Source organism: Paenibacillus rhizovicinus (assembly GCF_010365285.1).
Taxonomy (GTDB): Bacteria; Bacillota; Bacilli; order Paenibacillales; family Paenibacillaceae; genus Paenibacillus_Z; species Paenibacillus_Z rhizovicinus.
In genome coordinates this window covers 5177115-5200363 of the sequence record NZ_CP048286.1, presented here as the reverse complement: position 1 = coordinate 5200363, position 23249 = coordinate 5177115, and the positions used below count along the sequence as shown (strand labels likewise).

17 protein-coding genes are annotated in these 23249 nt (G+C 55.2%); 8 read left to right on the top strand and 9 right to left on the bottom strand.

What is annotated here, in order from left to right; genetic code table 11:
* Window positions 1-68: 68 nt before the first annotated feature.
* Entirely contained in the window at window positions 69-962 is an 894-nt protein-coding gene (locus GZH47_RS23340; protein ID WP_162643431.1) for a polysaccharide deacetylase family protein, read from the bottom strand.
* Between the two features lie 276 nt (window positions 963-1238).
* Here GZH47_RS23340 and GZH47_RS23335 point away from each other — a divergent pair, with 276 nt between their 5' ends.
* The 4 genes from GZH47_RS23335 to GZH47_RS23320 all read left to right on the top strand — a co-directional run bounded on the left by GZH47_RS23335 (window position 1239) and on the right by GZH47_RS23320 (window position 11246).
* Window positions 1239-7832: a sugar-binding protein gene (locus GZH47_RS23335; RefSeq protein ID WP_162643430.1), complete on the top strand. Its 6594-nt coding sequence runs from the start codon at window positions 1239-1241 to the stop codon at window positions 7830-7832.
* Between the two features lie 368 nt (window positions 7833-8200).
* Window positions 8201-9193 carry a ketoacyl-ACP synthase III gene (locus GZH47_RS23330; RefSeq protein ID WP_162643429.1) on the top strand — a complete coding sequence of 331 codons (993 nt, stop codon included), beginning with the start codon at window positions 8201-8203 and terminating at the stop codon, window positions 9191-9193.
* 146 nt (window positions 9194-9339) lie between these two features.
* The gene (locus GZH47_RS23325; protein WP_162643428.1) at window positions 9340-10251 is read left to right on the top strand and encodes a J domain-containing protein; all 912 of its coding nucleotides are present in this window, start codon (window positions 9340-9342) and stop codon (window positions 10249-10251) included.
* A gap of 206 nt (window positions 10252-10457) precedes the next feature.
* Entirely contained in the window at window positions 10458-11246 is a 789-nt protein-coding gene (locus GZH47_RS23320) for a DUF4362 domain-containing protein (protein ID WP_162643427.1), read from the top strand.
* Between the two features lie 141 nt (window positions 11247-11387).
* Here the strand turns inward: GZH47_RS23320 and GZH47_RS23315 are convergent, their stop codons facing one another.
* Window positions 11388-12518, bottom strand: a complete 1131-nt coding sequence (locus tag GZH47_RS23315) for a sn-glycerol-1-phosphate dehydrogenase (protein ID WP_162643426.1) — start codon at window positions 12516-12518, stop codon at window positions 11388-11390.
* Window positions 12519-12748: 230 nt separating this feature from the next.
* Between GZH47_RS23315 and GZH47_RS23310 the strand changes: the two genes are divergently transcribed.
* Together GZH47_RS23310 and GZH47_RS23305 are read left to right on the top strand one after the other, a co-directional pair.
* Window positions 12749-13831 (top strand): glycosyltransferase family 4 protein, encoded by a 1083-nt coding sequence (locus GZH47_RS23310; protein ID WP_162643425.1) that lies wholly within the window; start codon window positions 12749-12751, stop codon window positions 13829-13831.
* A gap of 102 nt (window positions 13832-13933) precedes the next feature.
* Window positions 13934-14650, top strand: a complete 717-nt coding sequence (locus GZH47_RS23305; protein ID WP_162643424.1) for a glycosyltransferase — start codon at window positions 13934-13936, stop codon at window positions 14648-14650.
* Between the two features lie 248 nt (window positions 14651-14898).
* On the opposite strand, the gene GZH47_RS23300 is transcribed toward GZH47_RS23305, so the two are convergent.
* The 6 genes from GZH47_RS23300 to GZH47_RS23275 form a co-directional block, all read right to left on the bottom strand.
* The gene (locus GZH47_RS23300; RefSeq protein ID WP_162643423.1) at window positions 14899-15690 is read right to left on the bottom strand and encodes a lipid II flippase Amj family protein; all 792 of its coding nucleotides are present in this window, start codon (window positions 15688-15690) and stop codon (window positions 14899-14901) included.
* A gap of 1399 nt (window positions 15691-17089) precedes the next feature.
* Window positions 17090-18019, bottom strand: a complete 930-nt coding sequence (gene cysK, locus GZH47_RS23295; protein ID WP_162643422.1) for a cysteine synthase A — start codon at window positions 18017-18019, stop codon at window positions 17090-17092.
* Window positions 18020-18071: 52 nt separating this feature from the next.
* Window positions 18072-18530, bottom strand: a complete 459-nt coding sequence (locus tag GZH47_RS23290; protein WP_162643421.1) for a GNAT family N-acetyltransferase — start codon at window positions 18528-18530, stop codon at window positions 18072-18074.
* Window positions 18531-18548: 18 nt separating this feature from the next.
* Window positions 18549-19133 carry an HAD family hydrolase gene (locus tag GZH47_RS23285; RefSeq protein ID WP_162643420.1) on the bottom strand — a complete coding sequence of 195 codons (585 nt, stop codon included), beginning with the start codon at window positions 19131-19133 and terminating at the stop codon, window positions 18549-18551.
* Window positions 19130-19663 (bottom strand): GNAT family N-acetyltransferase, encoded by a 534-nt coding sequence (locus GZH47_RS23280; protein ID WP_162643419.1) that lies wholly within the window; start codon window positions 19661-19663, stop codon window positions 19130-19132. Before GZH47_RS23280 ends, GZH47_RS23285 begins: the two co-directional genes overlap by 4 nt.
* Window positions 19664-19684: 21 nt before the next feature.
* Entirely contained in the window at window positions 19685-20245 is a 561-nt protein-coding gene (locus GZH47_RS23275) for a GNAT family N-acetyltransferase (RefSeq protein ID WP_162643418.1), read from the bottom strand.
* Window positions 20246-20407: 162 nt separating this feature from the next.
* Here GZH47_RS23275 and GZH47_RS23270 point away from each other — a divergent pair, with 162 nt between their 5' ends.
* A complete protein-coding gene (locus GZH47_RS23270) occupies window positions 20408-20821 on the top strand; it encodes a hypothetical protein (RefSeq protein ID WP_162643417.1) in 414 nt (137 codons plus the stop codon).
* Between the two features lie 33 nt (window positions 20822-20854).
* On the opposite strand, the gene GZH47_RS34195 is transcribed toward GZH47_RS23270, so the two are convergent.
* Window positions 20855-22306, bottom strand: coding sequence for a GIY-YIG nuclease family protein (locus tag GZH47_RS34195; RefSeq protein ID WP_225446173.1), 1452 nt, complete (start codon window positions 22304-22306; stop codon window positions 20855-20857).
* A 557-nt stretch (window positions 22307-22863) separates the two neighbouring features.
* On the opposite strand from GZH47_RS34195, the gene GZH47_RS23260 reads away from it, so the two are divergent.
* The gene (locus tag GZH47_RS23260; protein ID WP_162643416.1) at window positions 22864-23241 is read left to right on the top strand and encodes a VOC family protein; all 378 of its coding nucleotides are present in this window, start codon (window positions 22864-22866) and stop codon (window positions 23239-23241) included.
* Window positions 23242-23249 lie beyond the last annotated feature (8 nt).

Here is a 23249-nt window from a genome sequence, read left to right as displayed (position 1 = left end):
TTGACGTGCCAATCGGCACGTCAATTTGTTTAAATCAAGCTAAAAAGCGGTCATTTACGCTCATCGTTCTACATGCTTCTTTGTAAATCTCGTAGTTCTTTCCACGATATAAGATTAATCCGCTCACTGTTCATTAATTGCTTCATATCGATATCCTTAAGCAGACGATATTCCATTTCCCTTTCTGTATAACAGCTCGTTATTGCTTTTAACTGGTCGGTTATTTTAGACGGATGTAGAGTCAGTTGGGTTATTCCAGGTCTTATGTTCCTTAACAGTTCGGCTAATTGATTCTTCATTTTGCTGTACGCTATTCCGGGATTCAAGCAATACGGAAGAGAAACTATATCATCAATTAATGCGATTTTTCTATCTTTTGCCGAAGCGATCCTTTTTTGAAACAACCTCCGTTGATCGATATTAAAAAAAGGCTGTTCTACGATCCTGTTAGGTAAATTAAATGGGAGGCAATATTTTTCACATAAGTCAAATGCCATTTCTAAAAAATCGCGACCTGTGAATAATCCCATAACGCTCCCCGCATGGCTGTCGAGATGGGTTGGATCAATGCCATTAACGATTGCACTTTGAATCTGAGCCTCCATTTCCATTCGAACCTCATCCTCGTCGGCATTTCTCTCTAGTAAAGCAACATCAGCGTGAAATTTTCCATCTGCTGCGATTAAACTATTCAATGTCCTTTTATTGAACGCCGGTGTATAAGGACTCAACTCACCACTTGTTAGTGTAAGATGAATTCCAATATTCTTTATGCCTTTTTGCTTGCTTATCTCCATAGCTTCCTTTGAATCTGAGCAAGGAATCATAATCGATGCGGAGGTTATAGCGTTATCTTCAAACAAATTAATAATCGCTTCGTTAGTTCCCTTCGTTATTCCGAAATCGTCTGCATTGATAATTAGCAATCGGTCATTGGCTGTAAAGCCTAACTTTTCAATCATCGATTTCCCTCCTGCAACTGATTCATGCGGACAACAAGTATACAGACCTGTCCTTAATGACTCCCCAATGCCGTATTCTACAAGCACAATCCTCATCTCCATCCGATTTCCGATAGAAATTTAAATGTTATCATAGTTTCTTTTATTAAACCCCTTCTTGAAAGCGAATACAATCAAGTTGAAATCATTCTAGTCGAAAGGCCCTCTATGCTTCATTGCTAAATGCCGGTTGCGCGCATCCGCACCGGACAATTCACAACAGAAAGGTGATCATGAATGAGAAGAAAGACATTAAGAAAGGTGACCGGCGTGATCTCGTGCGCCGCTATCCTGCTGTCGTACGGCTATACGCCGCGAATCGCCAGCGCATCGGCACCGGAGGTCTATGATGCCGTAATTTCTGCCCAGGACCAACAGACCGTCAAAGGCTGGGGAATCAACGGAGGCGACGACTATTCCTACTGGGGCGGGGCGATCACTTCAGCGGAACACAAGGCGGAATTCAACGCCGTATTCGGCGGCGTTAATAACAACGGCGATCCCGATCCGGGTCTTGGCATTACGATCGACCGGGTACCCGTCAACATCATGCTCGGCGACGGGGCAGGCAATTTGAATGTCAAATACATGGACGAGAAATGCCAACTGATTCAAGCGCTTGCCGCTAAGAACCTGCCCTACGAAATGTCGGTATGGAGTCCGCCGGTCGGCATGAAAACCCTCCCGATCGCCGGCGACAAAGACGGCAATGGCGGCGTCGTTACGCTTCGGGTGGACAAAGAGGACACGTATGCGAAATATATCGTGAACATGATGAAGTATATTCAAAGCAAAGGATTGCCTCTTCCCCAATTCTTCGCGATTCAGAACGAGCCATGGACGATGGCCGATTACGATGCGGCCTATTATACCCCTCAGCAGTATCAGCGCGTAGTGAAGAAGGTCAGAGCGGCATTGGATGCTACGCAAGGTACCGCCACTGACGTGTCGGCCGTAACGCTGCTCGGACCCGAGGACGGTTATTTCTCCTCCACGCAATTCCTTGGCGAGGATTTCTCCGATCTGGCCAAAGATCCCGAGCTCGATCATGCAATCGGAGCTTTCTCCACGCATTCGTACGACTGGGGTGGCACGGATATCATGTCCTGGGTACGCGCGACGGATAAATACCCGGAGAAGGACAAGCTGATGACCGAATACTGCCCGATCGATCTCGGCGACGGCGAAGCGAACGATCCGCTTGAAATGGCCGTCTATACGATGCAGCGGTTCTCGAACGACATGTCCGCCATGAAGAACAACTACTGGATGTATTGGGACGGTACGGGCGGAGGAACGAATTTCTCCAATGTCAACGCATTGACGGATCACGGCACCGACGATTCCGGCCTGACCGTAGGCACGCCGGGCAAGGATTATGTACGGAAATCGCCGCTCTATTATATTTTGCAAAAAGTATTCACCAATGTTCCCGCCGGTTCCAAGGTTAGAACGGTGACTTCGAATGACCCTGCCCTTACGGTTGCGGAAAGCAACCAAAAAAACGTCGAAGACAAGGTCGCGTTCGTGAACGGGGACAAAACGGTCGTCGTCTTAACCAACCCGACGAACACGGCCAGGCTTACGAACGTAAGCGGTCTGACGGGGACTTCGGCAAAAGTGTATCAGACGTCAACCAAAGATACGGACAAGCCGATGAATCTGGCGCAACAGAAGAATATCGCGAATGGCAAAATCTCCATGGTTTCGCTCGCCCCCTTCAGCGTAACTGTAGTCGTCACTAGCGACGCGGATACGGCTGCACCTACGGTAACCTTCGATCAGCCAGGCAGCTCCGATGCAATGGACGCGACTCACGCCGTAAGAGATGAGCAGTACGAACTGTCCGGCCATCTTGACGAGGCAGGAACGATCGAACTGAGCGTCAACGGGTCTTCGGTTGCGGTCGATCAGCACGATACCGATTTCTCGGCAACGGTGACCTTGTCGCCCGGGATGAATACGATCAGTACGACCGCGACGGATCAATTGGGCAATACCGAGACGGTCCAAAACGCGCTTGCGCTCCGATATGACCCTGACTATATCGGGATCTCATTGGATCAGACGGACGGTTATACAAACAATGCCGACTATACGGTATCGGGTTTCATCAACGCGTCCGACGGAATTGTAACCATCAACGATGATCCGGTTTCTGTCAGTCCAGATGCGTATGCGTTCCAATCGACGGTAACGCTTCATGACGGCGAGAACACCTTTACCGTGAATGCTGCGGATGGGAAAGGCCATGACGCAGCGCCGGCGATCCTTCATGTCAATTTGGATCAGGCAGCTCCGGACATCACCGTGACTTCCGCAACGACTGCTTCAAGATTGGTCTACGTCTTGAAAGGCAGCGTGTCGGAAACAGCCGCCGTTACGATCAACGGTTCATCCGTAACGGTCAATCCCGATCAAACGTTCAGCCAGGTCGTGCCTGTCGTCGAAGGACCGAACACGATCACGGTTACCGCGACGGACAGGGCCGGAAACGTCACGACCAAAGCCATCACGATTGACTGCACGCCGGCGAAGGACGGCGTAATCGCTTCCGGTTTGGCCGAATCCCCTAAGACGTCCACCGCTCCTGACGTGGATGGCATATTGGATCCTAACGAAGGCTGGGTCATCAACAACCAGGTCGGCAAGATGATCTCCGGCATGTCCGATAACGACACGACCTTCGGCACGATGTGGGATGACGACAATCTCTATGTGGGCGTCAAAGTACTGGACGGAAGCCTTCAAAGGAACGCCGCTCACGATGTGTGGCAGGATGACTCGGTCGAAGTTTATCTCGACGGCAGCAATTCGAAAGCGGCTACTTACGATAAGAACGATCATCAGCTTACGTTCGGTTACAGCGATTCGGAATTAGGCGTTGGAGCCGGTATAGCCAAGAAGACGGCGCAGTCCGCTATTGACGGCGGCTATGAAATGGAATTTCAAATCCCTTGGTCGTCTGTCGGCATTACGAAGCCTGCCGCGGGTACGTCCATCGGCTTCGATATCGGCAACAACGATAACGATAACGGCGGCTCCGGCCGAGATAGCGTTCTTATGTGGAACGGTACGGGGGACAACTACAAGGATGCTTCGAAATTCGGCACCTTGTATCTCGGCAACGGGGCAAAGACCGCAGTAGCCGAAGGTCCTCAGGCATTTATTACGGTCGACGGAAACCTGAATGAACCTTCATGGGCATTGAACAACGCGGTATCCAATCCTGCGGCAGGGCATTCGGATAATGCCGTTACGTTCGGCGCCTTGAGCGACGACGCCAACCTCTATGTCGGCGTGGATGTCAAAGATTCGAATCTACAAAGCAACGACGGTGTCGAACTGTATCTCCCCGATGCAACGGGCGCTATTCACCAAGTAGCAGCGGGCTATGACAATCAAACCCTTCCCTCCGGCGGAGATCTTACAGGCATTCAATACCACCAGTTCAAAACGGCGGACGGCTATTCCGTTGAACTGGAAATCCCTTGGAGCGACCTTGATTTGACGCCGACCAGGGATTGGAGCATCCCGGTGGAAATCGTCAATAACGACGATGACGGAGCCGGAAGCGCAGCTCGATTGAGATGGAACGGCAGCGATTCCGCGCTAACCGATGCGGCCTCCTTCGGCAACCTGGTGCTTCACGGCATCTCGATCAAGGAGCAGACCGATACGCCTACCGTGGAAGTACCGGCGGATCTTAAGGACTTTACGGACGAGGCCGCTGACCTCACTATGGTAAACGATAAATCTTCGCATATCGAAGCGATCAATCAAACGTATTTCGAGGGCGATCACGCCGCAAAGTTCATTCAAACGACCGACGGACTCAAGACTCCGACGGAATATGTCACCTATAAGTCGCCCGAAGGCGATATCTATTCGTTCACTATTAATATCGGCCTATTCGGCGACTTCGCGTCGCAGTCGAACTTTCAGGTTCTGGGCTCGGTCGACGGCGTGAACTACCAGCCGATCGTCTTCATCAACAGCCCTGACGCCCAAGGCGTGGATGCCCAAGGCAGGCCTTTCTGGAGTTCCAATTTGACGCCATTGGTCGAGAATCTGAAGGTCAGGTATTTGAAAATTGTATTCCCGTCTCCGACCACGGTCATCAATGAACAGGAAGGCATCAATCACGACCAGGCTTATATCGGCGGCGTCTCCTTCCAATACGCTCCGAAGCCTGCGAATATCCATACCTTCATCGACAATGCCGATGATTTCACGAAGCTGTATGACTTTACCGGCAAAGAAGTAGACGACAATGGAGATTTGGTGCTTGATGGCGAGGGGCATCCCGTAGGAGGCCTGTCGAACACCATTTTCTTCGGCGGTTGGGAAGGCGCGGATGCTACGGATGATGCTGGCAACGTAACAGCTATTGGCGACCATGACTCCGGAAGGTTTAATCCTTCGGCGAATACGACCGATGCATCTACGTATGCCGTTTACAAGTCGCCCGACGGAGATATAACTTCCTTCAACGTCGCAACGACGATCAACGACTCGGCTGCAGATAAGAACAAGTCCCAGTTTACCTTCTACGGATCGACGGACGGTCAAACCTATGAGCCGATCAGCGTCATTACGACGAACGTAGCCGACTACAAGAGCAATCATCACTATTACACGAACACGTCCGTCGCGATGCCAAGCGGCATCGAATACCTGAAGGTCGTATACCCGTATCCGGCCCAAAATTGGGGTATCTTCCTGAATCAGGTCGCGTTCGATTATGTCTCCGCAGTAACGGTTCCGGCCGTCACGGGCATTAGCCCGGCCAGCGGTCCGGTAACGGGAGGCACGTCGGTAACAATCAGCGGTACGGGATTCACCGGCGCCACGGGCGTGATGTTCGGCGCTAACGAGGCAACCTCTTATACCGTCAACAGCGATACGTCCATTACGGCAACCTCTCCTGTCGGAAGCGGCAAAGTGGATGTGACCGTAACTACGCCGGCCGGTACAAGCGCTGCTGTCACGGGCGACAGCTTCACTTACTTGTCAAACGACGATGGCAGTGAAATAACGCTTCCGGCCGTCACGGGTATCAGCCCGGCCAGCGGTCCGGTAACGGGAGGCACGTCGGTAACGATCAGCGGTACGGGGTTCACCGGCGCCACGGGCGTGATGTTCGGCGCTAACGCGGCAACCTCTTATACCGTCAACAGCGATACGTCCATTACGGCAAACTCTCCTGCCGGAAGCGGCAAAGTGGATGTGACCGTAACTACGCCGGCCGGTACAAGCGCTACTGTCACGGGCGACAGCTTCACTTACTTGTCGAACGACGACGGCAGTGAAATAACGCTTCCGGCCGTCACGGGTATCAGCCCGGCCAGCGGTCCGGTAACGGGAGGTACATCGGTAACGATCAGCGGTACGGGGTTCACCGGCGCCACGGGCGTGATGTTCGGCACCAAGGCGGCAGCCTCTTATACCGTCAACAGCGATACGTCCATTACGGCTATCTCTCCTGCCGGAAGCGGCAAGGTGGATGTGACCATAACAACGCCGGCCGGTACAAGCGCTGCTGTTGCGGGCGACAGCTTCACTTACTTGCCGATCGACAATGGCAATACCAACAATACTGGCGGCGGAACTCCACCGGCGAATGGCGGCTCCTCAGGCTCAAATGATGCGTCCAACGGCAATGTAATCGTAACGGACAAGCCAGCATTGGACAGCAGTACGGGGACGGCATCGGTTCAAATCACCGCGGCTGCCGTGGCCGGCGCATTCGAGAAAGCGGCCGCGAACGGGGACGGCGTGAAAACGGTCGAAGTTCAAGTCCCTAAATCGGACGGAGCAAAAGCTTATCAGCTAACCATGCCTGCAAGCCTCTTAACCGCGGGGGATTCAGCTCAAGCGATTAACATCAAGACCGACATCGCGACGGTGACGGTTCCGGAGAATATGCTAACTGCCGAAGCTCCAGCCGACGCGCAGAATGTCTCCCTGATCATTGCTGCCGGAGACAAGAGTACGCTCGCCGCGGATATTCAGGCACAAATAGGCGACAAACCCGTTATTGAGCTACGTCTATTGTTGGATGGCAAACAGACGGCATGGCGTAACGACAGCGCCCCCGTGACGGTCGGCATTCCTTATGCACCAACGGCGGAAGAGTTGAAAGACCCGGAACACATCACGATCTGGTATATCGACAATTCCGGCAAGGCCGTATCCATTCCAAGCGGCAAATACGACGCAGCAACGGGTATGGTGACCTTTAGCACCACCCACTTCAGCGAATATGCGGTGGTCTTCGTGAACAAGACCTTTGCAGACATCGGCAATTACGGCTGGGCGAAGAAACAGATCGAAGTACTGGCCTCCAAGGGCGTCATCAACGGCACATCGGCGCAAACCTTCTCTCCTGCCGCCCGTATTACGAGAGCGGATTATCTGGTTCTGCTGGTCAGGACGCTGGGATTATCGGCGGACTTCACGGACAACTTTGTTGACGTTAATCCTGAAGCGTACTTCTATAAGGAAATCGGCATCGCCAAGAAGCTGGGAATTGCTACGGGAGTCGGCGACAACAGCTTCAATCCCGAAGCTTCGATATCGAGGCAGGAAATGATGACGCTGACCGAGAAGGCGTTAAGAAGCCTCAACCAAATCAGCCAACATGGCTCGGCGGCGGATTTGAACAAATTTGCGGACGGATCCCAGGTTGCGGCCTATGCCGCGGACAGCGTGGCTGCATTATTGAAGGAAGGCTTGATTGAAGGCGACGGCGATTTGATCAAACCGCAAGCCAACACGACAAGAGCGGAAGCTGCCGTATTCCTTTACAGGATCTATAACCTCAAATGACCTGCAAAAGTTCTACATTCTCCTCAACCTGAACTGACCCGAAATAGTTAAACGCAATATGCTTCAAGGCATGAGTCCTGTATTGTACGGGGCTTATGCCTTTTTGTTATTAAGATGCCGAAAGCAGTCAGACCGGCCGGGAGTCGATTGCATGTCCATGATTTGGACAAGTAAGGAATTGTCCCCAAACGTATATTAATACATTTTCTGAATACTCTATGAATACTTGAAAATATACTGCCCGAAATTCTTGAATCTTTCATTTAATCATGACAACGCTCCTATAGACAGGAATGAAATAAAGGAGTACATTGTTATTAATAAATTAAGACCTGGTCTTAAAACCTGTTACTAAGGAGTTGATGTTGATGCTGCAGCATCCTTTACGTTCAGTGGCGGCCATCACCGCTTTCGGCGCTTACGTACCCGAGCGAGTCTTGACGAATAACGATTTGGAACAAATGGTGGAAACGTCGGATGAATGGATTTTCCAGCGGACGGGCATTAAGGAACGGCGGATCGCGGCGGAAGATCAATTCTGCAGCGACATGTGCTTCGGCGCGGTGCGCGACTTGCAGCTGCGGTACGGAGCCGTGCTGGAAGACGTCGATTACGTGCTCGTCGCGACGACGACGCCGGATACGTTCTTCCCGAGCATGGCCGCGCGGGTGCAGGCCGAATTCGGCATCGCCTCCTGCGGCGCAGCCGACATTCAAGCCGCCTGCGCAGGCTTCGTCTCCGCCCTCCAGCTCGCCAACGGCCTGCTGCTGTCTGGCGTTTATCATAAAATTCTCGTCATCGGCGCCGAGACGCTGTCCAAGGCGACGGATTATACCGACCGCACCACCTGCATCCTGTTCGGCGACGGCGCCGGGGCGATGCTCGTGGAACGCCGCGAGGACGGAGCCTTCCTCGCTTCGTATAACAAAACAAAGGGCAGTGACGGCCAGCACTTGTACCGTTCGTCGCTAGCCTCGGCAATCGACGGGGTTCCGATCCAGACGAACGGGAAAATCGTCCAGAATGGCCGGCAGGTATACGCTTGGGCCGTAACCTCGGTAACCAAAGGAATCCAGACGTTGATGGAGCAGAACAGCCTGACGTTTGAAGACATCAGCTGGTTCGTGCCGCACAGCGCCAACATGCGCATCGTCGAATCCGTCTGCGAACGGACCGGCATTCCGCTTGAACGGACGCTGACGAGCGTGCGGGAATACGGCAACACGTCGGCGGCTTCTATCCCGCTGGCGATCGATCTGGCCTTGAAGGAAGACCGCATTAAATCCGGCGACACCTTGCTCTTGTACGGCTTCGGCGGAGGCTTGACGGAGTCGGCGCTGCTGCTTCGCTGGTCGCTGTAAGTTCGACAATAGCGACGACCAAACCGGTTTTTCGGCGCATGCCGGAAGGCCGGTTTCTTTTACATTTTGTCGATTGGGGGCAAAGGCAGTATACTAGAGAGTATACGAACCTATTCGAACCTAATGAAAGCGAAGGTAGCCCCGTTATGGATGAACTGAAGAAGGCTTACGAGCTGCTCGGCCTGCCGGAAGGCGCGGCTAAGGAAGAAGTGGAGAAACGGTACTTCATATTGATTCGCCGCGAACGCTCGACCCGTCAACGCGAAGAGACCGAACAAACGGACGAGCATGCGATGAATTTGGAAGACATCAACAAAGCGTACAAGCTGATTCTGGAATACGAAGAGAAGAAGACGATGGAGGAGTTCAACGCCGCCGCTTACGGCAAGTACAAAGGCATGGCCGGCTCCGCCCAGAAGGTCGACCATTTCTTCAGCTATTATAAATTCCATGTGCTCGGCGTCATTGCCCTCATTCTCGTGATTATTTTCGGAACGAAAGGCTATATCGACCATCGCCACAAAATGGCCGAACTCGCGAAGCTTCCGCCCATTGATGTAAGCGTCTCCTTCTTCGGCGAGTATTACAGCCAGGACGGCAGCTACCCCGTCAGCGACTTGAAGCCGCTGGAAGCGAATTTCTTGTCGCAGTTCCCGAACTGGAAGCGCGTCCAAGCCTTCTTCACGTACGTGCCGACCGACATCAAGAGCGAACAGGATTCCGCGCTCATCCAGAAGAGCATGATCGATCTGATGATGAACAAGGCGGACGTCTATATCTTGGATAAATCGAACTTCGGAAAGCTGGCCACGGAAGGCTCGCTGCTTCCGCTCGACGGCGCGAATGCCGCGAAGCTGGGCACCGGCGACAAACCGGAGCTGCAACTGAAGGCGACGACCGAAGACGTTCCCGAAGAGCATGTCTACGGCGTCGATATCTCCGGCAGCCCGCTCCTGAAGGGACTTCCCGTCGTCGGCAAAGAGTACATCGCAGGGGTCCGCGTCAACTCCGCCCGACCGGATAACGCGCTTGCGTTCATCGAGAAATATTTGGAGTAGAACAGCTGACGCCATAGAAACGCAGTAAAAGGCTTAATCAAAGGCGCAGTCGCCGTACATCATGTACGCGCGGCTGCGTCTTTATTTGTCAGGTCCACTCCGGCTTGGCAGTTTGCTACGCAACTTTACAAGGGAGCGCAGCGTTAAAGACTTGTGAAGGGGGAATTTACATTCGTATTCTACATATCATGCTTGGAGCCGCATTATTGCTTGGCGCGGCAGGCTGCGCGACGGAACAAGGACATGCTGATCATCCGGCTCCATCCAACACCGTTCATGAATCCGTGCCGCTTCCCAAGAGCACGGCAGCGAACGCTGCGGACCAAGTGTTCGTAAGCCGCTCGCTTGGCTTCGGAAGCGTCAATCCCGCTCCTTACGGCATCGTGACTGCTCAGGAACAGATCGATATCTTTACCAAAGCGGTCCAAACCGCCCAGAAAATAGAAGGCGTTCTCGACGTGGCTCAACCGGATTACGATGCCGTCATTCAGCAGGACGGCAACCGCCGGGAAATCCACCTGTGGCTAAACAAAAATAGCGAACACGGCATGTATGCCGAAGTCTCCGACACGGGCACGGGATACCGATTATCGACCGAATCCACGCATGATTTAATGAAGCTCATTTTGGAGATGCCATACGATTCCAAGCAAGCTGCAGCGAATGGCGACCTCGTGATCGCCAATGACCAGTTCAACAATTGGGAGGTCTGGACGCGGTTCATGAAGAACGTGAATGCCGGCACCAAAGACGACATTCAAATCGTGCAATATACGATCGAGGGCGGGCCCATCTTCGATAATCTGAGTTTCGACGGCAAGACGATCAGGCATCAATTCGATAATACGCATGATGCATACGGATCCCCGATGAAGCGATTAGAGTTCTGCAAATCGGTCAAAGAAGAGACGACGGAGTACGGCACGTTCTATACGCTTGCCGGCTGCGGGGACGCAGATGCACCAAGCGAGACCTTCAGACTGCCTATTCCTTAAAGATTTCATTTGCATGCTGCGGACGATAATCCATCTACAATAAAAAAACCAGCGATAGTCCGGGATTCAATAATCGATCCAGGACTGCCGCTGGTTTTTTGCGCTGCCATGCTTCCTTAATTGGCTCTCTCTTGCCCGTTCTTAACCGTTCAGCACCAGATGCTTCAACCCGGTGTAGCGATCCCGCAGCTTATGCGCTTCTTGCATCGATTCCTCGATTAGCGCCTCCGTCAACCCGATCTCGCCGGGATCCGCCGGTCCGCCGGCCCGCTGCAGCCATGCCCGCAGCTGCTCGCTCTCCGGCAGCTTGCCGAAAATAGCCGGATACGCCTCGCCGAGCCGTTCCCGGTACAGCTTCGCCAGCAGCACGGACGCGACGCCGACCTTGGCGCCGTGCAGCAGCTGCCTGCGGCCTTCCGCGATGTACGCCATCTCCCAATGATGCGACAAATGATGCTCGCCGCCCGAAGCCGGACGCGAATGGCCGACGAGCAGCATCGACCAGCCGGACAGCAGCAGCGCCTCCATCAACACTTCGACGCCGCGCTGCGACCCCGTCGCGATCTCGTCCACGGCTTCCACGCATTGCAGGAGCGCGCGTTCCGTGAGCTCGTACGCGAGCGGGCAGAAATGTTCCCCTGCCATCTGCTGCGAGAAACGCCAGTCCGCCAGCGAGGTGAATTTACCCAGCATATCCGCGAAGCCCGCCGCCGTCAGCCGCTGCGGCGCAGCCGCCAGCACGGTCAAATCGGCGAAGATCGCCGCGGGCGCGATGGCCGGTACCGTCTGCTTGAAGCCGTTCACGATAATCGGCGCTCCGACGGACGTGAAGCCGTCGACGGATGCCGCCGTCGGAACGGAGATAAAGCTGCGTCCCGTCTGGAAGCAGACGAAGCGGACGACGTCGTTGATCGTACCCGAACCGACGGCAAGCACGGCCTGCGCTTCCTGCGGCGACTCCAGCAGCACCTGCACGATCGTCTTCTCATCGGCGATGACGTCACCTTGTCCGTTCGGCTTGAGACGGCATACGACGAACGCGACTCCTGCCTGTTTCAACGATGCGGCCAATCGTTCGCCGGCCGCGTTCCACGTGTTCTCGTCGACGACAAGCACGACGGATGCAAAGCCTTGCTCCCGGATGAATGGAGCGACTTTCGCGAGCGCCCCCTCCTCCAATACGCCTGCCATGGTAATCGGCGCATGCACGATACCCTCCGGCTGTTTAGCCGCTGCTTCGTTAATCGCCTGTAACGCTGTCTTGATATCCATGTCGCTTCAATCCCCTCTCTTCGAATCGATGGACGAATGCGTACTCTGCCACCCGCTGTTTCGATTTCGGCCTGAAGAAAACGGCTCCCATCCGCCGTCATGTTTCCAATACCGCCATTTTAACACAAGGAGGATTGCGAGTCTTACAAGAATCGCGAACAAGTACCCAATCGGGCTGAGGACCCCTGACATAAACTAGCGGTAAGTGTGTCCAACGGGAGGAAGAAGCTATGAAGCTGCTGTTCACGTACTTTATTCCGAGCGGTGGAATCGAGACGCTTAACCGGCTGCGCTACCATGCCTTGCGCGCTGTCGGCATCGAGTCGCACGCTCTTTACCTATGGAACGGCGCGGGCGTCCAGAACATGTCGGGCATTCCCCATTTCGTGACCAACAACGATCTTGAAATCATCAACGTTCTTCAAACCAACAAGTATGACGCCGTGATTGTCATTTGCGATCATTTCATGCTGCAGCGGGTGCGCGGACTCGGGTACCGCGGTCCGATCCTCTATGAAGCCCAGGGCCTCGGCACGAAAGAAGACGCAACCGGAACAATCGCATTCGCGACAACCATTATTCGATCGAATGCGCAAGGCGTCATCAGCCCGCCGACTTCGCATTTGATGGAGCTGTTCCAACGTTATCTCGGCAACTTCCCGCGTTTCTATGTGCAAAATATGATCGACACGCAGCAGTTCAGCCATCATGCCGCGCCATGGCTGAATCCGGCGGGCGATCCGATCCTCGGCTGGATCGGACGGCTCGAGCACAACAAGAACTGGCGGCTCTATCTCCGAATCGCCGCCGCGCTGGCAGCGGATCGGCCGAACATGAAATGCTGGATGTTCGAGGACGCGTTCATCTCCGGGCCCGGCGAACGGGAGCAGTTTCACGCCATGGTGAAGGAGCTGGGGCTCGAAACCCGTCTCGTCGTCCGTTCCAACATCCCGCACAGCCATATGCCCTACTATTTGTCCGCCATCGGCGACTCCGGCGGCATGCTGCTGTCCACTTCCTTTACCGAAGGCTTCGGCTATGCCGTCGCCGAGGCGATGAGCTGCCGATGCCCCGTGCTGTCCACCGATTCCGACGGCGTCCGGTGCTTCATCGACCATAACCGCACGGGCAAGTTTTTCATGAGCCGCAGCGCGGAGGAAGCCGTGAAAGAAGCCAAGGAACTGCTGGACAACCGCCCGCTTGCCGAACAGCTCCGCTCGCAGGCGCAGCAGCATATACGGACGCATTTCTCGTTCGGACGCTACGCCGCCGATTTCATCAATGTCCTCGCCGCGATCGGGGTGCATCGCTGACCGGAGCAAGATGGTCCTATGCCTCCGGATCAACTGTCCGTGTCGCACTCGCCCTGTCCGCATATAGTATCTAGAGAAATCTTTTTCGAAGAGGTGCACGATATGCTGCCTAAAGTATCGATCATTATACCGTTCTATAACGATCACTATGTCGATCAAGCGATCGTGAGCGCACTCTACCAAACGTATCCCAACGTGGAAATCATCGTCGTCGACGACGGTTCTACCCGGCATCAGAATGCCCTCGCGCCTTATCGCTCCCGCATCCACTATGTGGGCAAAGCGAACGGCGGCACCGGCAGCGCCTTGAATCACGGCTTCAACATGGCTTCCGGCAAATACATCGCCTGGCTCAGCTCAGACGACCGGTTTCTCTCCGACAAGATCGCCAAGCAAGTGGCTTACATGGAGCAGACGGGCGCGCGGATCAGCCATACCGATTTTCACGTCATGAACGAACATGGCGCGATCACGGAGTACGGCGCAGGGGTAAAATATCCTTCGGCCAAAGCGTTCATCCATGCCTTCCGCCACGGCTGCCCGGTCAACGGCTGCACGATCATGATGACCAAAGAGCTGTTCCACGGCATCGGCGGCTTCAACGCGGGACTTCCGTACACCCATGACTACGATTTCTGGATCCGCGTGCTCTTGTCGCGCGTGGACTTTCATTATATTAACGAGCCGCTCACGCTTTACCGGCGCCATTCCCAGATGGGCACCGTCCAGCATTTCGATACCATCCTAAGCGAAGTCAACAGCGTCAACCAGCACTATGCGCTGCTGATGGATTCGCTGATCGCCCAGCTTCCGGGGTGATCCCCATGTGCCGTACTCAGCCGTACAAGCGAGACGTCTGGCTACCGCATCCTCCAACAAGCTAAATAACGCCCGCTGCCTCCGGCAGTCGGGCTTTTCCTGCTTTTCGTGCTTTTCCTGCCGCTGCGAGCGTGTGCCGATGAACAAAAAAATGATCCCGGCAATCGCCCGTTCGTCTCGTCAACGATACAGGCGCGCAGCGGATCATTTTCACAAGTGGCTATTCTGCAGGAGAGCAGCCGGCCAAGCTAGATCAATTGAACGAAATAACCGATTACATACGCCGCCGGCAATAGAATCAGCTGCGCGAGCATCGTGCCGAGAAACCGCGTCGTCATGAGCACCACGTAGATTTTCCCGAGCTTCGTGCGGTATTCCGCGTTGCTGAGCGCCTTGTCCGTAATCAAGCCGAGCTGCGGATCGATGAAGATCGTCAGCAAAATTGTCGCGATGCCGTTGATGATACCGGACGCTTGCGAGGCCGTCGTGCTGACATGAGGAAACAAGTGAGCTGCGTACAGCGCCGCCAGCACGCCGACGGTATAGAAGGACGTGACGAGAATGCTGAGCAGCATGAACGTCTTCGATATCCCCAAGTACCGGTATCGGCTGAGATTGAACCGGGGCAAACGAATGTAATGCCGCGTGTTTTTGAGCTGGCCGACGGTCACGCTCGTAATCATTTTCGGCACGGATCCGGCAATCTCCAGCTTCGAAATCATGCGGCCGAAGAGGTTCACGCAGGTCGGAAACAGGATAATGGCGATGAGCGTGCCGACCGAAGAGGCAAGCAAAGTCACGCGCAAATAATGAAGCATCGGAAACGACGCATGGGTTCGCCCGTAATCGACGAATTTAGCCGCAATCGGCCCTTGAACCATATTCGCCGTCCGCGAGACAAGCACGATGATTCCCGTCAAAGATAGGGCAACCGCGATTTTATTAAGCCGCACGCCAGCAAGCCGAACGGCATACGAAAGCGTCTCCGCCGTATGAATGATCGTCGTCATGGCGAAGACGATCAACAGATTAGTCAGCAAGCACGTGTCTCCTCTCCCGGAAAAGATCAAGCGCGTTGTGCGAAACTGCGGCTGGCGAATATGGGAATGCGACCAAACGAGCCGCAATCGGCTGAAGAGGCCTACCTTAACGAACTCCACACGCCTTAAACAGTCAAAATGACCCCCGTAAAAAACGTAACGAATCTGAAACCCCTTATTCGGGAACAAAAGGCCCTTCAGCAGAGCAGATACGCCAAATAGCGACGTCTGGATTCGTTACGATGCTAGAAGTCAGTAATAGGAGCGAATAACGCTGCCTAGATTCGTTAGCGTGCAGTCCCGTTCCGGCCGGAGGCCACTACAGCGAAGCACGGAGGCGTGTCCACAAGTTATCCAGGGACACAATGCCTTACCTGCCCGAGCGACGAAGAGAGCCAAATTAGGCCGCAGGCCGGAACGGAGACGGAGTCTCGCCTTTGTAATCGGATTTCTACCGCTAAATGTCTTATCCGATAGAAGAAAATCCGAATTACAACAGCGAGCGCAGTCCCGTTTCCGGCCGGAGGCCACTCCAGCGAAGCGCGGAGGCGTGTCCACAAGTTATCCAGGGACACAACGCCTTACCTGCCCGAACGACGAAGAGAGCCAAATTTGGCCGCAGGCCGGAACGGAGACGAAGTCTCGCCTTTGTAATCGGATTTCTACCGCTAAATGTCTTATCCGATAGAAGGAAATCCGAATTACAACAGCGAGCGCAGTCCCGTTTCCGGCCGGAGGCCACTACAGCGAAGCACGGAGGCGTGTCCACAAGTTATCCAGGGACACAACGCCCTACCTGCCCGAACGACGAAGAGAGCCAAATTTGGCCGCAGGCCGGAACGGAGACGGAGTCTCGCCTTTGTAATCGGATTTCTACCGCTAAATGTCTTATCCGATAGAAGAAAATCCGAATTACAACAGCGAGCGCAGTCCCGTTCCGGCCGGAGGCCACTACAGCGAAGCACGGAGGCGTGTCCACAAGTTATCCAGGGACACAATGCCTTACCTGCCCGAACGACGAAGAGAGCCAAATTCGGCCGCAGGCCGGAACGGAGACGAAGTCTCGCCTTTGTAATCGGATTTCTACCGCTAAATGTCTTATCCGATAGAAGGAAATCCGAATTACAACAGCGAGCGCAGTAGCGTTTCCGGCCGGAGGCCACTACAGCGAAGCGCGGAGGCGTGTCCACAAGTTATCCAGGGACACAATGCCTTACCTGCCCGAACGACGAAGAGAGCCAAATTCGGCCGCAGGCCGGAACGGAGACGGAGTCTCGCCTTTGTAATCGGATTTCAACCGCTAAATGTCTTATCAAATAAGAGGAAACCCGAATTACAACAGCGAGCGCAGTCCCGATCCGGCCGGAGGCCACTACAGCGAAACTTCAAGGAGTATCCTTTAGTCGAACAAAGCGGTGGACAAATACCGCTCGCCGGTATCCGGCAGCAGCACGACGATCGTTTTGCCTTCGTTGCCCGGACGTTTCGCAAGGGTCACAGCGGCAAACGCCGCAGCGCCCGAGGAGATGCCTACGAGCAGGCCTTCCGTCTTGGCCAGCGCCTTTGCCGTTTCGATCGCTTCCTCGTTATGGACCGGAATAATCTCGTCGACCACCTCGCGATTGTAATTGCCCGGCACGAAGCCCGCGCCAATGCCTTGGATCGCATGGCTGCCTTTCGGTCCGCCGGCCAGCACCTGCGAATCGAACGGCTCGACCGCGACGATTTGGACGGAAGGCTTCTTCGCCTTCAAGCCTTCGCCGACGCCGGAGATCGTGCCGCCCGTGCCTACGCCCGCGACGAAAATATCGACGGCGCCTTCCGTGTCCCGCCAAATTTCTTCCGCCGTGGTCTGTTTGTGAATAGCCGGATTGGCCGGGTTCTCGAATTGCTGCGGAATGAACGAGTCCGGAATCTCGGCCGCAAGCTCCTCGGCTTTCTGGATCGCGCCTGCCATGCCTTCCATCGCCGGCGTCAGAATCAGTTCCGCTCCTAGCGCAGTAAGCAGCTTCCGCCGCTCCATGCTGAAGCTCTCCGGCAGCACGATAATCAGCCGGTAACCTAACGCAGCAGCCGCAAAAGCAAGCCCCACGCCCGTATTGCCGCTCGTCGGCTCAATGATAACGGACCCCGGCTTCAATAGCCCGCGTTCCTCCGCATCCTTGATCATCGCGTAGCCGATGCGATCTTTTACGCTGCCGGCCGGATTGAAATATTCAAGTTTGGCGACGATGCTCGCCTGCGCCTGCTGCTTGTCCCCGAAGTTCGAGAGCTCCAGCATCGGCGTATTGCCGATCAAATCCGTTAATTTCTTGGCGATGCCTGCCATAAAATAACCTCCCTATATAAGTCGTACCCTGTCTACCTCAACTATACTAGCCTTACAGCTGCTTCTCGAAACATAAGCTCGACGGGCAGCCGATATATTCGCCGTACGGTTCGATGGAAGAGTATCCGTTTTTCTTGTAAAAAGCGACCGCTTCGACCTGGGGAATCCCCGTCTCCAAACGTATCTCGGCGTACCGGAGCCCACGCGCCTTCTCTTCCAAATAACGAAGAAGCCGCCCGGCAATGCCTTGATTGCGGTATGCCGGCTCCACGTAGAACCGTTTCAGCTCCGTGGAAGCCTCGTCGATTTCCTTGATCGCGCCGCAGCCGACGGGATTACCGTCCACGTAGGCGACGACGAAATGAATATCGGACAAGTGAGGGTCGTCCAAATCGACGACGAATACTTCCTCCGGCGGGTAGATCTCATATAAGTAGGCATCCAGCCTTGCGATCAATTGCAGCAAATCGGGGTTATTTATCTCTACGTCTCTCAGTATGGGTTCATGCATCGTTCGTCTACTCCTTCTTCAATTCGCTAGCCAATGATTCACTTGCCCGATCCATGCGCCTTGCTCGTCCGCAAGCAGTCCCTGCCACCCAGCGCGTTCGGCGGCGTGAATGTTGTTCCGGTGGTCGTCGACGTACAGAATCGACGCGTTCCCGTCCAGCTTCCGATGCAGCTGTTCGAAAATCGCAGCGGACGGTTTGACGGCGCCCGCCTCGCTGGAGATAACGACATGACGCAGATGCGGCAGCAGCGCCTCCAAGTAAGGAGCCAGCCATTCGGCGCGGTGGTTGCTCAGAATGTGAACGTCCGCCAGCTCGCTCCATGCCGGAATGCACTGAAACGCCGGCAGCAGCGACATATTCCGATGCAGCAGTTCCTTGGCCTCCTGCTCCGTCAGCGCCGGACAAACCGCGTTCAGCCAGCGCCAGAAATCATCTTCCGGCAAGCTGCCGTCCCATAAACCATCGCGAATTTCGGCCCCATACGCCTCCCTGATGCTTTCATAGGGCTGGCCCGCCGCATCGCTGATCATCTCCCAGAAACCGGGGGTCAAGTTCGTCACGATTACGCCCCCGGCATCCAGGATCAACTGTTTTCTGCTCATCGTTCTGCTCCTTCCAGCCGTTTGCGCATCACGTACCAGGAGTCCGTACGCGCCGGATATTCGCGGTGCTCCAGCACTTCGTAACCCATGCCCAGATAGAACGGAACATTCTTCGGCACCGACAATCGGACACCGATTCTCGTTTCGACATATCCACGGCCGACGGCGATCCGCTCCGCCGCTTCCATTAATGCCGTTCCGAGTCCCAGGCCTCTTGCGCTATCGACCACGGATAACCTTCCGATATACATATAATCCGCGGCAAAATCAATCTGCACCGAACCGACAGCCTCGCCGCCAAGCCATGCCAGCAATGCTCCGCCGCCGCGCTTGAATTTAGCTTCGATATCGGCGATTTCTTCAAGCAGGGCACCGGAAGGAGGGATGATCCGATCCCTGAATTGTTCAAAGGCTTGCCGCATGATCCGATGCACGATCGGAATTTCGTCCGCCTCTGCCGATCGAATGATGAAGCTCGTATTTTCCGCCGGTCCAGTGAAATCAACCGGTCTCGCATGTTCCTCCCCCATGACTCTCCCCCCGTATTCCGTCTATGGAATCATTGCAAAAACATACGTATCCCGCACCCGCGTGCCGTCCGCGGACAGATCCTCATTGCGCAGCGTTCCCTCATGCCAGTAACCCAGCCGCATCGGAATCGCCTGGCTTCGCTCGTTCAAGGCGTCCACGCGAATCTCCACCCTGCGCGCCATCAGTTCCGTGAACGCGAATACCGTAATGCCCTGCACCGCTTCCGTCATGTAGCCTTTGCCGCTGTGGCGCGTGTCGATCCAATAGCCGATCTCGAACTTCCGCACGTTCCAGTTCGGATTGTGCAGGCCGGAGGAGCCGATGAATTGGCCGTTCGCCTTATCGAAGATAAGCAGCCGAATGTCTTCCCGCTGCACGAATCTGGCATAGGCCAAGCGCAGATTGGACTCCACGCCTTCTTCGGTCGGCTCTTCCTGGGCAAAAGGCAGCCATGGCTGCAGCTCCTTCAGCGAAGCCTTCATCGCTTCGCATACGACGCGCCCGTCGCCGGGACGGGGGACGCGGATCATCAGCCGCTCCGTTTCGAAATGCGTCGGAATATCAATCAGCAATGGGTTCATCGTAATCCCTCCTTATACCTCATGTTCCTTTCATACTAGCATATTCCATCCCTTCGTTCATCAAACCGCCTATTCCGAGAATCGGACGGAGGAACGGTGAAACTATCCGGTTCGCCAAGACGTCTAGGGAGTAAAGAACCGCAAGCTGAAAGGAGCGTTTCGATGAACCTGTTGAACAATCGCCGCTTCCGTCTCCTCCTGCTGCTCCCGATATTCGTGCTCCTCGGGCTGGCTTTGGCCAGCGGCATCCATTCCGGACACGACGGCTCTAAACCACCGGCCAAGCCGTTGCCCGACGCGGATACGATCTTCCTGGAAGGAGCCGCCAAGGCCCGTGAAATTGCTTGGAACCGGCTGCCTGCCGCCGAGCAGCGCACGATCATCGGCAATTGGAAGGAAGCGAAGGTAGCGAATATGCCGATCACAGCTTCCCGTAAAGCCATGAAATCCACGGGCGATGCGCGGCCTGTCTTCCAGGTCACTTTCCCGACAACGGCCGATGCGCTTCTCGGGCCGATCGTCATGTACTTCGATCAAGCGACCTTCGAGTATCTGGGATCCGATATTCGGGAGTGATGATGCGGTTCTGCCAACAGCACGCTCACTCCCTTACTCGCCGCCGCCCTTGCGGTATTCGTAATTCTGCTTGCACAGCTGCAGCAGCTCATGCTTCAGGCCGCGCTTCGGCTGCGTGATGCGCAAGCCGGGGGCCTGTCCCTCCCCTGGTCGGCGAAGCGCCCTGCGAACCGCGGCGGGATCGGCGATTCGATTGACGATCAGCTCGTCCGGCTTCGTCTCTATCCGGTACCTTTGAATCAAGAACCGGTCGCAGGCGGTTTCCGCAAACCCCCGCTCCAGCTCGTGAAGCTGGAAATCCCGCAGCATGCCCTGCTGCACTTTCGCGATCATGACGCCTTCGTCGCCGAAATAAAGCACCTCTTGATTGAGGCTCGTTTCCCGGTCGACGATCTGACGCTCCGGCGTTTTCTCCAAATTGCGGATATGCTCCAGCATGTTCTGCGCCTTCTCGAACTTCAGCTGCTCCGCGTACTCGGCCATTTGGCCGTACATGCGCGCGATGAGCGCATCCTTCGTTCCGCCGAACAGCAGCTCCGACAGCTGCTTCACGTCCTGCGCGTACGCTTCCTCGGTGATATGGCCTTCGCAAACGCCGCTGCATCTGCCGAGATGGTAGAGCAGGCAAGCGCGTTTCGGCAGCACCGCGCAAGAGCGCAGCTTGTAATGATCCGCCAGAAACTCCAGCAGCTCCGTGCGGAATCTCGCATTCGCGAACGGACCGAACCGCTTCGGTTCGTACGCGGGCGTTTCTCCGGCGGTTTTGGAGTTGGCTTTGGCATTGGCGTTCACACTGGAGTTAGAGCTGGCTTTGGCATTGGCGTTAGCATTCGCGTTGGGATAACCGGCGCTCCGCTTCCGCTCGGAAGCCTTCTCCCCGTGCCCGGTGCCGCCCGGTTGCCGCACCGAAAGCATGCCCGGCCGAGCGGACATGCCTGCCTCGCTGCCGGCTGCGATCTGCGCTGCGGCTTCTCCCTGGCTTCGGCCGACTTCATGCTTCTCTTCCGGTTCCGCCGAATACTCGGCTTGAGCGCGCTCGCGGACGGCTGCATCCCCGCTACCACTGACATTCGCTGTCGTACCGTACCTCGCCCCTGACGCCGGCGCAGGCTCCCTCCGGTCTCTGTAATGGACCGCCAGCCGCGGAATGCGTTCCCCGGTCAGCTCCAAATACGCATAGCCGCTGTTGTCCTTTTTCAACGCGCGGTTATAGGGGGGCTTATGTATTTTGATCAAGTTATTTTCAAGCAGCAGGCTTTCCGTTTCATTATTCACGAGAATGATCTCGATGCTGGCGATATTCGCGACGAGCTCGTACGTCCGTTTGCGCGTATGGCGGGTCGTGAAATACGACCGCAGGCGGCTCCGCAGCTTCTTCGACTTGCCGACGTACAGCAGCTGTCCGGCTGCGTCCCGCATCAAATAACAGCCCGGCTTCTCCGGGTAATTGCTGGCCTTGAATACAAACGGCCCCGCAGTATCCATTCCGTCATGACACCTCCGCCGAGCCGCCGGCGCAATCCCCGCAGCTCCTAACCTTAGTTCCTGGACTATCATTGTACTGCCGGCGAATGCTTTTGAAAAGCCGCTCGGGGATGAATGGGCCTGCCGTAGAGCCGATCGTTCGCTCCTACTGGACAAACCGGGGATCCCCGGTCACCACTGATTCCGTCGAACCATCTAACGTTCCTGGCAAGCTGCGCGGACTCACGTTCCGCTATTGGCGGCAAAAGCCTCGATTTGAACGGGTTTACGCTCACATAACGTCTCCTGTGGCCGCCAAAAGCCGAAAGAGGCTATAAGTCCACCTATACCGTCCTATCTGTCCGCCAAACTTCGCGGCCCCGGTATGAGGAAGCCATTGCTCGATTCGCTCTAAAGTGTCTGGATTAAGCAAGACAGAACTAGAAAGACGACTAACAGACGCAGTAAATTCCAAGAAAATAAAATGAATTCAGACCACAGGTTCGGACCGCGAAAATCCCGGCACATGGAAAGTTTTATGCTATACTGACAGAAAACGAGAAGGAGCTGTTGCAAACATGGCCGTTAAGCTGGATATGGTCGGCATCGTCGTCAGCGATATGAAGCGGGCGCTCGACTTTTATCGCGTGCTCGGATTCGAGATTCCCGAAGAGGATAACGGGCATCCGCACGTGGAAATCAAGCACGACGGCGTGCGCATCGCGTTCGATACCGTCGAGGTTGCCAGGGACGTTTACGGCAGCTGGGACGAGCCTTCCGGGCACCGGATCGAGCTTGCATTCCGATGCGAGAGCGCAGAGGAGCTGAACGCGCTGCACCTGAAGATCGCCGGTCAAGGCTACGAGGTGCGCCGCGAGCCGTGGGACGCCTTCTGGGGCCAGCGCTACGCCCTCGTCGCCGACCCGGACGGGAATCTGATCAGCTTGTTCGCCTAAGCTTGTTT